Raw genomic sequence first — 13778 nt, 5'->3', positions numbered from 1 at the left:
AACCGCGCGCCCTGCGGTCTGCCGTCCGCGACCGTTCCCAGTACGTGACCAGCGGGCGAAGCTTCGCCCGCTGGTCACGTACTGGGGCACCAGGTACAGGTCACCAGGTACCGGGACTGCTCGCGCACCTGGCTGATGCGTTCCAGGTCGGCGGGGGCGGCGATGGAGCCCTCCCCGAGCGAGAGGTCGTACGGGGGCGGCAGTTCGCGGCTGGAGGCCTCCAGGAAGTGGCCGATCTCCACCTGCCCGGCGAGCGCGAGCAGTGTCCTCGGGGAGGTGGGCGGGTGTGACGACTCCGTCTGCAGCGAGGCGTGCCGCCGGCCCGCTGACCAGTGGCCATCCACATGGCCACGCCGACTCTGCGGCCCTTCAGCGCTCGATGGAACACTTTCGTCTGATCGCGCCGCGAAATTCTGCGGGTTCTCCCGAGGCCCCGGAGCGGCGGAGGTACGGGCCGAGGTCGCGCACGCGCTGTGCGCCGGGGGCCAGGAGGGCACGCTGACGACCGAGGGGGGCCCGCCGGCGGGTCGGGCCGCCCGGTCACCGTCCGGGCGTCGGCAACCGGTCAGTTCAGCCCGGTGGCACTGGGCGGCAGGTGGGCGGCGACGTAGGGGATGGCGACGGTCTCCAGGCCGCGGTCCGCGCCGAACGCGGGGTGGACGTTGACCTCGAAGACCACGCCGCCGCTCTCGGCGGCGAGGTCCACGCCGGCGAACGGCAGGCCGAGCGACTTGGCCGCCGACACCGCGAGTTCGGCCAGGCCGGTGGGCAGGTCGTTCGGATCCAGGCGGGTCGAGACGGCGCCCTGGCACTCGTTGCACGGCGCGTCCGGGTCCGGCTGGACGTGCTCGACCGCCCGCAGGACCTGTCCGCCGAGCACGACGATCCGGTACTGGTGGCGCCGCCCGTCCGGCCCGAAGTTCCGGGCGTCGCGGGCGATCAGCCGGCCGGTGCCCGCCAGGTCGTAGAACTCCGCTGCGGCCGCGAGTTGGGCGTGGAGCGCCTCCACTTGGCAACCGGCGGCCTCGCCCTGCTCTACGTCCTCGCTCCCTTCGGCGGCGCGAAGCGGCTCTGTTCCGACCATGTCATCGGCGACCTGGACCCGGCCGAGGTCGGCATGTCCGCCGAAGACGTCGTCTCCGTCTCACGTTCTCTGCGCACCGGGGCCTCCGGGCGCGTCATCCTCGCCTACCCGTCCCGGACCCTCCAGGACCTCGTCCTCGCCGAAGACGTTCCGCCCACCGCCGGCCCGGGTGTCATCCGCGACAACAACGCACTCGCTGCGACTCTCGACGAGATCCGCCGGCTCGGCTTCGGTGTCGGCCGCCAGGAGTGCAGGCCCGGCTGGGACTCCGTCGCCGCACCGGTCCTGTGGCACGACTCCATCATGGGCACGGGAGGAGGAGTGCCCATCGGTGTGCCCGCTCTCCAACATGCGCAAGGGAGGGCATGGCCTGGGGCGATGCCGCTGAGCCTTGCGTAGCGGATAGCGGAATCGTTGCTCGCGGAGATCCCCCTGCGCTGGGCGCACTCCCGCCGCGTCCTTGAGCGGTCCCGGTTGGTCGCGCCGACGCTCGGGTCGGCTGGGGATCTGGTTGTGGTCGCCGCCGCACGTTGCCGACCTCGGCGTGCACGAGCCGCCCCGCCGAGCCGCTGCAGTCGCATCATCCGCCTGCCCCGCCGTCACGAACGACGAGGGTCGGCGGCGCGGCGAGGGCAGGTACGGCCGCCCGGGCCGGCCGGCCCGGGCGGCTCACATCCGGTCGTCGGAACGACGTTCCGTCAGTCCTTGCACTTGGGGGTGAAAACGAGCACGCGGTCCAGGAGCAGTGAGGACAGTGCCGGGCGGGTGAGGGTGTCGGGCTGCATGTAGGCACGGGCCACGACGCGGATCGTGCTCAGGTCGACGGGCCGCTCGGCCCCGTACTGCGCGCAGAAGTCGGTGCTGACGGGCGGGAGGGTGGTGACGTGCGGTCCGGAGGGGCCGCTGTCCCCGGCGCGGGTGAAGGACCAGGCGTAGAGCTTGGCGGCGTCCGCCTGGTCGGGGATGTAGTCGTTCGCTGTGCCCTGGAGGTCGATGTTGTTCTGGGCGGCCAGGGCGACGGCCGCGTGGGCGTCGGCGTTGAACGTGACGCTGGAGTAGCTCGCCTGTCCGGTGACCACGTGGTTCGCGCCGTAGGCGACCGCGAAGGAGCCGTCCGGCAGCGAGAAGTTGCGGGTCAGGGGGTCGTCGGCGTCATTGGAGAGACCGTCCACCCCCGTGGTCGGGGGATCGGTGAGCAGGTTGTCCTGCAGTCCGGGGTTCGACTCCTCGAAGCCGCGCTCGACGACCTCGTCGTGCACGTCGAAGCCCGGGTGGGCGTCGATGATCCGCTGGCGCAGGGTCTGCAGGGCCGGGTTGAGGTCGAGTTCGGTGGCGCCGGTCCCGGAGACGCGCAGGTCCGGGACGGGCAGCGGGTCGGGTCCGTACACCGGCTTCGTCTCGTCGCCCGAGGTGCTCTGCGGTCTCACCCGCAGGACCTGGATCGGGGGGTTGGCACGGTAGTCGTCGAGCGCCTTCTCGTAACCGTGCTCGGGCACGATGGTGCGCGTCCCGACGAGGAACTGGTCGGCGTCCGCGTCGAGGCCGAGCTTGTACATGGCCGGGGGGATGGTCATGTCGTTGATCTCGCCGCCGAGGCCGGAGGCTTCCAGCATGTGGTTCACTTCGTCCCGGGTGCGGCCGTTGCCGGTGATCACCACGGCGAATGGCCGGTTGTAGGGGGACCCACCGGTCGTCTTCACGGTCTTGTTGTTGATCGGGTCGCCGACGGAGGTCCACACGACCGGACCGGTGTGCAGGGAGCCCTTCACGTTGGTGAGGTCGAAGGAGAAGTACTCCTCAGGCGGTGGCGTCGTACCGATCAGGACGACGGCCTCGTCCTGCCGCAGGCGCCACGTCACGGGCGGATTGGTGTTGGGCGCCTGGCCCGGCACCTCGGGCATGTTGGTGACGATGTAGGGCGACTGCGGGTTGGGCCACAAGCCGCTGAAGACGGCGCCCTCGCAGTACCTCTTGTTCAGGTCGAAGACAGCCTCACTGCCTTCCTGCGAGACGTAGCCGGCCTTCGTCAGCTGGCGCTTGAACCGGTCCACCTGGTGGACGGTACCGCCGGCGGCGCCCGAGACGGGTGAGGCGTCCCTGGCGTGGGATGACGGAGCGGCTGCCATCGCGGCCGGTGCGGAGAGCAACAGGGCTCCGGCCAGGCCGAGGAGAGCGGGGCAGCGCCGCAAGGGGGAAGTGTCCATGTCATACCTATATGCGAACCAGACGCCCGCGAGCACCCCACACGCCGCATGCGTCCGTGGCCCTCACCTGCCTGGAACACCCGCCGCCCGCCGCCCCGACACCCTCGCCCCCCCCCCCGGGGGGAGGCCGGTCCGAGCGGGCGGCCCCCGGATGCCGGGAGTTGAGGTCGGTACTGGATCTTCCGTAAACCCCGTCCGACCGTGCGCACGAGGTGGCGACACGCCGCGATCCGAGCACGAGCCGTTGCGCCAGGAGTTGCAGCGCTGGCTCGCCAAGGCCCGTGACGCCGGACTGGACGAGGAGAGCATCGAGGCCCTGTTCCTCAACACCTTTCACAGCTCCACCGAAGAGGAGAAATGACCGCGATCATCGAAGCAAGAGGGCTTGGCAAACGCTACGGCCGACGTCAGGCGCTGTCCGACTGCACGCTGAGCGTGCCGGCCGGGCGGGTCGTCGGGCTGGTCGGCCCGAACGGCGCGGGCAAGTCGACCCTGCTGCAACTGGCCTGCGGCATGCTCACCCCGACCTCCGGCAGCATCGAAGTCCTCGGCGAACGTCCCGCGTCCAGTACCGCGCAGATGGCCAGGGTCGGCTTCGTCGCCCAGGACACGCCCACCTACGCCGCGCTGTCGATCGCCGACCACCTGCGCCTGGGCGCCAAGCTCAACCCCCGCTGGGATGCCGGGCTGGCCGAGCGCCGGATACAGCAGCTGGGCCTCGACCCCGCGCAGCGGGCCGGCCGGCTGTCCGGCGGCCAGCGTGCCCAACTGGCGCTGACCCTCGCCGTGGCCAAGCGCCCCGACCTGTTGCTGCTCGATGAGCCCGTCGCGGCGCTCGACCCCCTGGCCCGCCGTGGGTTCCTGCAGAGCCTGATGGAGTTCGTGGCCGAGACCGAGGCGACGGTTGTGCTCTCCTCGCACCTTGTCTCGGACCTGGAACGGGTCTGCGACCACCTGATCGTCCTGGCCGCCTCCCGAGTCCAGGCCGTCGGCGAGATCGACGACCTACTGGCCACCCATTTCCGGCTCACCACGGCTCGCCGCGAGGCCGACACGCTGCCCACGGGCATGCAGGTCATCCAGGCCAACCACACCGACCGGCAGAGCACATTCGTCGTGCGCACCGACGCGGCCATCGACGATTCCTCCTGGGTGATGGAGCCGCTCGCCCTGGAGGACCTCGTCCTCTCCTACATGACCCAGGCCGGTGCCGCCGGCGCCGACCACCGACCCGTGCTGGAGACGCAGCGATGATCTGGCTGTCCTGGCGTCAATTCCGCGTGCAGTTGCTGGTGGCCGTGGCCGCCCTGTTCGCTGTCGGGGTCTACCTGCTGATCTCCGGCTTCCAGCTGCACAACGCCTACAACAACGCCCTGGCCGGCTGCCCGAACGGCGGCTGCTCGCCGGTGTCCCAGCTGACCACCCAGTACAGCTTCCCGTACTACCTCGGCAGCGGGCTGGTGCTCCTGGTACCGGGCCTGATCGGGGCCTTCTGGGGCGCGCCGCTGATCGCCCGCGAGCTGGAGACGGGCACGCACCGGCTGATCTGGAACCAGAGCATCACCCGGACACGCTGGCTCGCGGTCAAGCTCCTGTCCATCGTCCTGGCCGCCGTGACCACCACCGGACTCCTCAGCCTGCTGGTGTCCTGGTTCGCCAGTCCGCTCGACCGGATCAACAACAACCGCTTCATCCCGCTGCTCTTCAGCGCACGAGGCGTCGTCCCGCTCGGCTACGCCGCTTTCGCAGTGGCCCTCGGGACGTGTGTCGGCCTGCTCATCCGGCGCAGCGTGCCCGCGATGGCGGCCGTGCTGGCGGTCTTCGCCGCCGTCCAGGTCCTCATGCCGCTGGCGGTCCGGCCGCACCTGGAGTCGCCCGTCCACGGGAACGTGGCACTCACCTCCGAGGCGCTGAAGTCGGCGTCACTCATCGGGTTCGCGAATGGAACGGATCCGGCTGCCCCGTTCGTGGCGGACCTGAACGTGCCCGGCGCCTGGGTCCTTTCCGGGGCTGAACCGGTCAGGACCTCGTCCGGTCAAGCGCTCACCATGGCGACCCAGCCCTGTGCGAACGTCTCGGACGCGGCCACCCACGACGCCTGCCTCGCCAAGGCCGACCTACATGTGACGGCCACCTACCAGCCCGCTGACCGCTACTGGGCCTTCCAGTGGTACGAAACGGCGATCTTCCTCGCACTCACCGCCGGCCTGGCGGGCTTCAGTGCCTGGTGGCTGCGCGGCAAGCTCGCCTGACCCCGGGCGGGGCAGCGACACAAATTGAACACCGGCCTGGGCGGCCGAAGCCATCGCAACTGGCTTCGGCCGCCCCCACCACCATACGAGCCCGTCTCGCCCCGAAGCTGACGGCATCCGACCTCCGTGTCACCCACGCCCGTCCTCCTGGCTGAACTTGGTCGGCCTCCTCAAGTACACGAGGACTGCAGTAGCAGGGGGAAGCACGATCGACGTCACGGAATCCGTGCCTGTTCAGGCAGCCGGTGACGCCTCCGGGTGATCTGGGAGCCGAGCTTGGTGAAGTCGACGTCCAGGTGCGGCTCGTACGCCTCCGGGGCCAGGTCGAGCTCGTGGGTGGAGTACTCGCCGAACCGCATGATCTTCTCGGTCAGGTGGGGCGAGACCTCCGCCGGATCCTCCGGCTCAACCTTCCATCCCTCGGCCTGCGGTTCGCGCACCGCCTGGGCGATGTCCAGGGTGTTGTGGAAGATCAGGCAGTTGGTGAGCAAGGCGTTGAATTTGACCGCCTTCTCCTGCTCGACGGGGTCGTTGTCGGCGATGACGCCCCGGTTGCCGAAGCGCACCCACTCGGAGAAGCCGTTGAACGCCTCGACCTTGTTGGTCGCCGCGGTCACCCGTCGGCGCATCTGCGGGTCGGTCAGGTAGCGCAGCAGCTGGATGGTGCGGATCACGCGGCCGACCTCGCGGAACGCCGCGTAGTGGGGCGTTCTTGTGGGAGCCCGAGCGCAGGCGCCGCAGCAGCAGGACGGAGGAGATCTTGCCCTCGCGCACCGACAGTGCCACGCGCATGAGGTCCTTGAAGTACGACTCGATCAGGTCCCAGTCGATGACGTTGCGCCCGACCGGGCCGAACGGTGCGTCGATGTGGACGTAGGAGGCGTGCTTGGTTGGGCGGAAGAACACCAGGTCCTTCCAGTTGCGGATCCTGGCCATCAGCTCGAAGCCGAGCAGGTGGGCGAGGCTGAAGACAGGGAAGCTCTTTATGTGGACAGTTCAAGTTGATCACCCTTTGGCGTTTCACGGAGTTGCGGACGTGGTCTCGTTGCCAGCTGCTCTCCAGGGCGTCGACGCCTGGCTGGCCGAGCGCGGAAGTCGCGCTGTTTTCAGTGGATGAACTGACGCCGCGAGGGAGTTGGGTGTGGTGTCAGGGCGGTCCGGTGGCCGTCCTGACACCACCAGACCGCCACTGAAAGGCCTCCTCGGGACCTCTTCCGCCCGAGGGGTGGCGCAGTGACTGCCTCGCCACCCTGACCACGCACGACCTGCCCAGCACCGCGGCCTGGCTCGAAGGCGAGCACGTGGACCTGCACGAGAAGCTCGGCCTGCTCGCCGAACCGGTGGAGCGGGTCGCGGCGGCGGCGGAGGCCGAACGGGACGGCTGGCTGGAGGAGTTGGAGCGGGTCGGCGCCCTCGGAGCACGGACCGGGGGCGTGCCGGACCGGGCGGCGCTCGGTCTGCACCGGTTCCTGGCGCTCACCCCGGCGAAGCTGCTCGGCGTCTGGCTGCCCGACACCGTCGGGGACCGCCGTCCGCAGAACCTGCCCGGCACGGTCGACGAGTACCCCAACTGGCGGCTGCCGATCGCCGATCCGGAGGGCCGTCCGCTGACCCTGGAGGAGCTGGCGGTACGGCCGGGCCCCGTGTCGTCGCCGAGCTCTACCGGGACCTTTCCGACCGGTGGGCCCCCGACGCGGTACCGCAGGACGGCAGCGCGCCGCAGGGATCTGCAAAGGTTTTCTGAAAGCTTCTGAAATATCTTGCCATGACTCGCCGAGCCTGCTTGACTCCCCTTCCATCACCGTCGGTTGACGGTAAGTCACACATGTGGGCCGAGCCGGCCGGGGCCGCGGTCGCCGCCGCCAGGTCCCGGGCCCGAGAGGAACATCGATGAACACTGAGACAGACGTCCTCGTCCTGGGAGGCGCCGGGGTCGACACGATCGTGTACGTGCCCGAGCTTCCGCTGCCCTTCGCCGACAGCTACATGGTGCCGAGGGTCGAGATGCGGGCGGGTCAGACCGGCGACTTCGTCGCGCTCGGCCTGAGCGCGCTGGGCCTGCGCACCCACCACCTGGACATGATCGGCGCGGACCACCCCGGCGACCTGGTCCGGGCCCTGCACCGCGACCGGGGCGTCCCACTGACCGAGGTCCCGCTGCCCGGCGGCACCAAGCGCGCCGTCAACCTGGTCGGCCCCGACGGACGACGCCTGTCGCTCTACGACGACACCCGCTCGGACGAGGCGGACCGGCTGCCCGAGGAGACCGTCCGGGCGCTGGCGTCGGTGAGCCGCCACGCCCACGTGTCGATCACCTACCCCTGCGCGTTCGCGCTGCCGCAGCTGCGCGAGGCCGGTGTGACCGTCTCCACCGACCTGCACAACTGGGACGGCACCAACGCCTACCACGAGCCGTTCGCGTACGGGGCCGACGTCGTCTTCCTCTCCACCACCGCCCTCCCGGAGCCGGAACGGACCATGCGGCGGATCGTCGAACGGGGCCGCGCCCGGGTGGTCGTCGCCACGGCCGGCGCCGAAGGCGCGTACCTGCTGTCCGACGGGGAGATCACCCACGTCCCCGTCATCCCGCCGCCCGCCCCGGTGGTCGACTCCAACGGCGCCGGTGACGCCTTCGCGTCGGGCTTCCTGTTCGGCTGGCTGGCCGGCGAACCGGTCGCGCGGTGCGCCCGTTACGGCGCGATCGCCGGAGCGTTCGCCTGCACCGTCCCGGCGACCGGCACCGACTCCATCACCCGGGACGAACTCCTCGCCCGCGTCGCCGAACTGGACGCGCTGACGGCGGAGGGAAACGCGTGACGGGCCCGTCCGCCGGCTACGACGTGCTCGTCCTCGGCGGCGGTGTGGCCGGGTGTGTGCTGGCGGCCCGGTTGAGCGAGGACCCGGACCGCGGCGTGTGCGTGGTGGAGGCCGGACCGGACTTCGGCCCGGAGCGGTCGGGATGGCCGGCCAGGGTGCTGAACGCCCGTGCGTTGCCGCGCGAGGAGGTGTGGGAGCGCCACGCCCCGGCCCACCGCATCCGTGCCCGCCTGCTCGGCGGTTCGTCCTGCATCAACGGCTGCTGGAACACCTGGGGCTCCGAGGCCGACCACGCCGAGTGGGCCCGGCTCGCGGGCCCGCGCTGGACGGCCTGGGCGATGGAGCCGTACCGCCTCGCGGCGGTGGAACGGATGGGCCTTCGCCGCGTGCCGGAGCACGAGTTCTCGCGGTGGAGCCGGTCCGCCCTGGCGGCCGCCGCCGAGATCGGCTTCCGAGAGGTGGACATGGGCACCCCCGGCGGGCCCGGATACGGCACCCCGCTGCTCAACGCCTTCGACGGCGTCCGCCACAACGCGGCCTTCGCCTATCTGGACGCGGCGCGCTCCCGGCCCAACCTCACCATCGTCGGAGACGCCGCGGTGGACCGGCTGGACGTGCGCGACGGCCGCGTCCGGGGCGTGTCGATCGAGGTGGACGGCCGGCGCGAGACGCTGCGCGCCGACAGCTACCTCCTGGCCTGCGGCAGCTTCGGCTCGCCCGCCGTCCTGATGCGCAGCGGGATCGGCCCCGCGGCCCACCTGCTGGAGGTGGGCGTCCGGCCCGAGATCGACCTGCCCGGAGTCGGATCGAACCTCGTCGACCAGCCCAGCGTGTTCGTGACGGGTGGAGGCGAGCCTCGCCCGGCTGCGCACCGACACGCTCGACGTGCTGCTGCTCCACCGGCCCGATCCGCTGGCCCGTCCCGAGGAGATCGCCGAAGCCCTCGGCTCCCTGCACCGGCAGGGCATGGTGCGGCGGTTCGGCGTGTCCAACATGAGCGCCGCGCAGATCGCCCGGTTCCAGGCGCAGCTCGACGTCCCCCTGGTCGTCAACCAGTTGGAGATGAGCCTGGGCCACCGCGACTGGGTCGAGGACGGCGTACTGGTCAACACCGCGGCCTCCGCCGAGACCGGCTTCCCGCACGGAACGGTCGAGTACTGCTCCGCCAACGGGATCGGACTCCAGGCCTGGGGCGCCCTGGCCCGGGGCCGTTTCACCAGCGGCAGGCCGACGCCGACCGGCGAACTCATCCACTCCCTCGCCGCGAGCAAGGGCACGACCCCGGAGACGATCCTCCTCTGGTGGCTCCAGCGCCACCCGGCCGGCATCGCACCGGTCATCGGGTCCACCCGGCCCGAACGCATCACGGCCTGCCGTGACGCCGTGCTGCGCGAACCCGAGCTCACCCATGAGGAGTGGTACGAGCTGTGGATCAGCGCGCGCGGCGCCCCGCTGCCCTGATCCCGCACCGACCGCCCGGCCCGCCGCCCCACCGGCGGGCCGGGCTGGGCAGACCCACCCAGCGCCCCCACTGCTGCTGGAGGGACCCTCGTGACCTCGACCACGCACCAGCCACCGCGTCCGGCCCGGGCTCGCTCCAGTCGGCCCGCTTCCGAGCTCCCCGGGATCCCCCTGAAGCCGCGCGGTCGCGTGCGCTGACCTGCGCATTCGACAGATGGGAAGCAGCCCCGCGACGAGCTGCGCTCCCGGCCGTCGCCGCTGCACTCCCCCGCCGAGCCGGCCCGCACGGCGCCCGGCCCGCACGGGCGGCACCTCACGGGCACCGACCACCTGGCCGGAGGGCTTTCGGTGCGGACCGGGCAGGTCGTCCGGCAGACCGACTGGACCTCCGGCGGGGAGATCGCCGGCCAGAGCCTGCTCCCGCAGTGACGAGACCCGTCACATCGCACGTCCCACCCCGGCCGCGCGCCCGCTCGACCCGTTCAGGCGGAGCGCCGGTAGTAGGTGACGGAGACCTTCACCGGCCCGTCGTTCGAGGCGGTGTTGAGGGTTCGGACGATGGCGATGTCCTGGCCTCCGGGTGCCCGGACGCAGAAGCTCCTGTCGGCGCGGAGCGTGGTGTACGGCAGGCTCGCGGTGGGCTGGGTCTCGATGCCCTTGAGGCAGTCGGGCAGGGTGAGAGGCCCGGCGGGCGGAACGTAGGCGTCGCTGTCCTCCGGGATGTAGAACGCTCCGGCCTGACGGGCGAGGTACCAGGCGGTGGCGTCCTGGGTGACCTTGCCGCTCTTGAGATCGAATTCGTAGTCGCGGTCGGGCGAGGTGAGTTCGAGGTTCGCGTAGGCGGCGGTGTAGCCCGGAACCCCGGCCGACAGTCCCGATGCGGACGGCGCGGCGGGGCTGGAGACGGCGGGTGGGGGCGGAGCGCTCGTCGCCGCGGCGGGCTGGGGCTGGTCTGCGGACTCGTCGAGGTATTCCGTGTAGTCGAGCAGGAGGAACGCTGCGGCGGCACCGACGAGGAGCGCGGCGGTGGTCGCCAGCGCGGTGCGACCGCCGCTGCGTCCTCGTCCGGCGGGAGCGACCGCGCGGCGGCCGGTCGCGACGGAGTCCACGCTGGTGGGCGCCGGCTCCAGCCGGGTGGGTGCCGCGGCGTGAGGGACGCGTGCGGTCGGGGCTTCGGCCGACACCGCCGGCTGGGCGGCGGCGGGCGTGGCCGGCAGATCGGTGTGGCTCCGGAGGTCACCGCTGACGTGCGGAGGCAGCCAGCCGTCGGAGAAGCGGAGCTCTCCGCCGGTGGCGGGGTGGTTCCGTGCGGCCTCGATCAGCCAGGCGGTTCCCGGGCGGTCACCGGGGTCCTTGGCCAGGCAGAACCGGACCAGGTCGTGCAGTCCGTGCGTCAGGTGCGAGAGGTCGGGTTCCTCGTGCACCGCCCGGTACAGGGCCATGGGCTCGGGACCGTCGCCGAAGGGAGGCTTGCCGGAGCCGATGAAGGCGATCAGGGCGCCGAGCGCGAAGACGTCGGTGGCCGGGCTCGCGGGCTGTCCGAGGGCCTGCTCGGGAGCCATGAAGCCGGGTGAACCGATCCGCAGGCCGGTTCCGGTGAGCGGGCTCGCGTCGGCGGCGCGGGCGATGCCGAAGTCGATCACGCGCGGCCCATCGGGGGCGACGAGGACGTTGCCGGGCTTGAGGTCGCGGTGGACGACGCCCGCGGCGTGGATGGCCTGCAGCGCCTCGGCGATGCCGGCGAGCAGGAGCAGAACGGTGCGCTCCGGCAGCGGTCCGTGTCGGCGGACGACCTGCTGGAGGGAGGGGCCGGGCACATAGGTGGTGGCCAGCCAGGGACAGACGTCGTCGGTGCCCGCGTCCACGACCTGGGCGGTGTACAGACTGTGGATGCGCCGCGCACTGGCCACTTCCTGCGCGAAGCGGTGGCGGAACTCGGGGTCCTCGGCGAGTTCGGGCCGGACCACCTTGAGCGCGACCGGACGCCCGCCGGGGGTGTAGGCCAGGTAGACCCGCCCCATGCCGCCCGCACCGAGCCGCGCGCACAGCCGGTAGCCGCCGATCTCGCCGGGGTCGCCCGGGCTCAGCGCCTGGAAGGCCGAGGACGTGGGCGCGCCGAAACGCTCTGTGGTCATGCTGGCTCCCAGCGGGTCGTGCGGTGGAGATGGGGACGCGGAGGAAAGCGGGCAGCTGAGACGCGCCCTGGGCGAGTGCCGGCGTCCGGATCGCACCGGATCATAACCGGCTGCCCGGTCACCCTCCGCACTGGACTTGTCCACCTCGGCCGTCCCCTGCCGGGCGCACGCTTCCCTCCGGCCGAACGGCGGCATCGTCGGCGACCTGCGGCCGACGGCCGCCGGCCGGCGCCGGGGTTCGGGGACATGCCGCTGCGGGCACCGACGGCAGGACGCCCGCCCCCTCGTCGGAGGGGGAGCCCTGGGGCATCGGTGCCCGCGCGGTCGCCTCAGCCAGCGATCTCCTTGGCCGCGCGGATGCCCGAGAGGTAGGCCCCGTGGACGGTCGCGGACGACTCGCGGTGCGTGGCCTCACCGGCGAAGTGCACCCGATCACCGATCCGGGCCGCGAGCGCGTCGCGCATGCCCGGGGTGGAGCCGGTCCGGTAGTAGGAGTACGAGCCGCGTGCGTACGGGTCGGAAGCCCATCGGGTGATCTGGAAGTCGGTCGGCTGGGGGATGTCACCGCCGTACATCGTCTTCAGCGTCTCCATCGCGCCGCCGACGATCTGCGCGTCGCTCCAGCCCTCGACCGTCCGGCCGAAGTCCGCGGCGTTGAAGCCGAGCAACACCGGCTGCCCAACGGCACGGCTGAGGTTGATCCACTGCTCCCACTGCCCGTACCTGTCCAGATTGGGTGCGAACATCAGCCAGTCGGTGTCCGCCCAGAACACCTTGGGGAAACGCAGGTAGCACTTGTTGAGCACACCCATGCCGAGCTTGTCGATCGCGGTGCGCTTGTCGGCGGGCAGGCCGGGACCGAACGTGACCGCGCCGCTCTGCAGCACACCCAGCGGCAGCGTCACCACCACGTGATCGCCGTGGAACACCCCCCTGTCGGTGGTGACCGTCGCACCGGCGGCGTCCCAGTCGATCTGCTGGACGACGTGCTCGGTCCGTACGTCCAGGTCCTTGGCGAGCAGATCGGTGATCTGGTGGTAGCCGCCCGGGAACAGCACGTCCTTGCCCCTGATCGAGGCCCCGTTGTCGAAGTAGAGCGCCGACATGTCACCCACGCCGCCGGAGTACTCGTGCTCGTAGTCGTTCAACGCGAAGGAAGCCAGCGCCTTGTCGCCGTTCGACAGCGACGACCAGTTCAGCGCACGCTCGACCACGCTGCGCATCGAGACGTCCTTCTGGTCGTCGTTCTGGTCCTGGTTCGCCTCCAGTGCGTGCGCGGCGGCCTTGCGCCAGCGCTGCATCGCCTGCTCCGAGGCGTCGTCCGCCTTGTGGCCGTTGGCCAGGTAGTCGGTGGCGCTCTCGGGATCGGTCGTGACCATCCGGGCTCCGGCCTTCTTGGCCAGGTCGGTGATCGGATTCTTGTCGACACCGTGGATCCAGGAGGCGCCCATGTCCACCGGGGTGCCGGTCCACTGCTCACTGGTCCAGATCCGGCCGCCGATCCGGCCGCGGGCTTCGAGCACCAGCACGTTCCTGCCCTTGTCGGCCAGGTACCGCGCCGCCGCCAGGCCGCTGGCCCCCGCGCCGACGACGATCACGCCGCTGCGGTCCGACGGGGAGGAGCCGGCCGGAGCCGACGGTGAGCCCGTCGGGTCGCCGTCGTCCACGCCATTGTCGCAGGCGGCCAGGGTGCCGAGGGCCGTGGCGGCGGTCAGGCCGAGGCCCATGGTGGTGAGGAAACGTCGGCGGTGCATCGTCATTGGCTGTATACCGATCTGGATCTGCCACGGGCGGTCGAGGGGGGCCGTCGAGCGCTCCGTTGCGC

At 71.4% G+C, this 13778-nt stretch carries 10 protein-coding genes and 4 pseudogenes; 7 read left to right on the top strand and 7 right to left on the bottom strand.

Features of this window, described 5'->3' with window-relative positions:
* Positions 1-74: 74 nt before the first annotated feature.
* Both AB0Q99_RS18090 and AB0Q99_RS18085 read right to left on the bottom strand, forming a co-directional pair.
* Entirely contained in the window at positions 75-344 is a 270-nt protein-coding gene (locus AB0Q99_RS18090) for a hypothetical protein (protein WP_363572830.1), read from the bottom strand.
* A 221-nt stretch (positions 345-565) separates the two neighbouring features.
* Positions 566-1009, bottom strand: a complete 444-nt coding sequence (locus tag AB0Q99_RS18085) for a hypothetical protein (RefSeq protein ID WP_363572828.1) — start codon at positions 1007-1009, stop codon at positions 566-568.
* Here AB0Q99_RS18085 and AB0Q99_RS18080 point away from each other — a divergent pair, their 5' ends adjacent.
* Positions 1010-1483, top strand: coding sequence for an IclR family transcriptional regulator C-terminal domain-containing protein (locus tag AB0Q99_RS18080; RefSeq protein ID WP_363572826.1), 474 nt, complete (start codon positions 1010-1012; stop codon positions 1481-1483). It abuts the gene before it with no gap.
* A gap of 299 nt (positions 1484-1782) precedes the next feature.
* Here the strand turns inward: AB0Q99_RS18080 and AB0Q99_RS18075 are convergent, their stop codons facing one another.
* Positions 1783-3288, bottom strand: coding sequence for a hypothetical protein (locus AB0Q99_RS18075; RefSeq protein ID WP_363572824.1), 1506 nt, complete (start codon positions 3286-3288; stop codon positions 1783-1785).
* 357 nt (positions 3289-3645) lie between these two features.
* Between AB0Q99_RS18075 and AB0Q99_RS18070 the strand changes: the two genes are divergently transcribed.
* Together AB0Q99_RS18070 and AB0Q99_RS18065 are read left to right on the top strand one after the other, a co-directional pair.
* On the top strand, positions 3646-4542 hold the full coding sequence (locus AB0Q99_RS18070) for an ABC transporter ATP-binding protein (protein WP_363572822.1): 897 nt from the start codon (positions 3646-3648) through the stop codon (positions 4540-4542).
* Positions 4539-5540, top strand: coding sequence for an ABC transporter permease subunit (locus tag AB0Q99_RS18065; protein ID WP_363572820.1), 1002 nt, complete (start codon positions 4539-4541; stop codon positions 5538-5540). Before AB0Q99_RS18070 ends, AB0Q99_RS18065 begins: the two co-directional genes overlap by 4 nt.
* 215 nt (positions 5541-5755) lie before the next feature.
* Here AB0Q99_RS18065 and AB0Q99_RS18060 read toward each other — a convergent pair.
* Both AB0Q99_RS18060 and AB0Q99_RS18055 read right to left on the bottom strand, forming a co-directional pair.
* Positions 5756-6253: pseudogene (locus AB0Q99_RS18060) on the bottom strand (Tn3 family transposase); the annotation flags it as partial.
* Positions 6254-6278: 25 nt separating this feature from the next.
* Positions 6279-6527, bottom strand: a pseudogene (locus tag AB0Q99_RS18055) (Tn3 family transposase); the annotation flags it as partial.
* A gap of 221 nt (positions 6528-6748) precedes the next feature.
* Between AB0Q99_RS18055 and AB0Q99_RS18050 the strand changes: the two are divergent.
* From AB0Q99_RS18050 to AB0Q99_RS18035, 4 genes and pseudogenes are all read left to right on the top strand, one after another.
* Positions 6749-7294, top strand: a pseudogene (locus tag AB0Q99_RS18050) (4-alpha-glucanotransferase); the annotation flags it as partial.
* Positions 7295-7430: 136 nt separating this feature from the next.
* A complete protein-coding gene (locus tag AB0Q99_RS18045; RefSeq protein ID WP_363572818.1) occupies positions 7431-8357 on the top strand; it encodes an adenosine kinase in 927 nt (308 codons plus the stop codon).
* Positions 8354-9172 (top strand): annotated as a pseudogene (locus AB0Q99_RS18040) (FAD-dependent oxidoreductase); the annotation flags it as partial. The gene AB0Q99_RS18045 and the pseudogene AB0Q99_RS18040, both read left to right, overlap by 4 nt.
* A 28-nt stretch (positions 9173-9200) precedes the next feature.
* On the top strand, positions 9201-9818 hold the full coding sequence (locus AB0Q99_RS18035) for an aldo/keto reductase (RefSeq protein WP_363572816.1): 618 nt from the start codon (positions 9201-9203) through the stop codon (positions 9816-9818).
* Between the two features lie 482 nt (positions 9819-10300).
* Here AB0Q99_RS18035 and AB0Q99_RS18030 read toward each other — a convergent pair whose 3' ends face one another.
* Positions 10301-11953, bottom strand: a complete 1653-nt coding sequence (locus tag AB0Q99_RS18030) for a serine/threonine-protein kinase (protein WP_363572814.1) — start codon at positions 11951-11953, stop codon at positions 10301-10303.
* A gap of 329 nt (positions 11954-12282) precedes the next feature.
* Entirely contained in the window at positions 12283-13707 is a 1425-nt protein-coding gene (locus AB0Q99_RS18025; protein ID WP_363572812.1) for an NAD(P)/FAD-dependent oxidoreductase, read from the bottom strand.
* Positions 13708-13778: the final 71 nt, after the last annotated feature.

Source organism: Kitasatospora sp. NPDC086791, from assembly GCF_040685975.1.
Taxonomy (GTDB): Bacteria; Actinomycetota; Actinomycetes; order Streptomycetales; family Streptomycetaceae; genus Kitasatospora.
The sequence above is the reverse complement of the archived record's forward strand: the minus strand, read 5'-3'. Positions and strand labels throughout refer to the sequence as shown.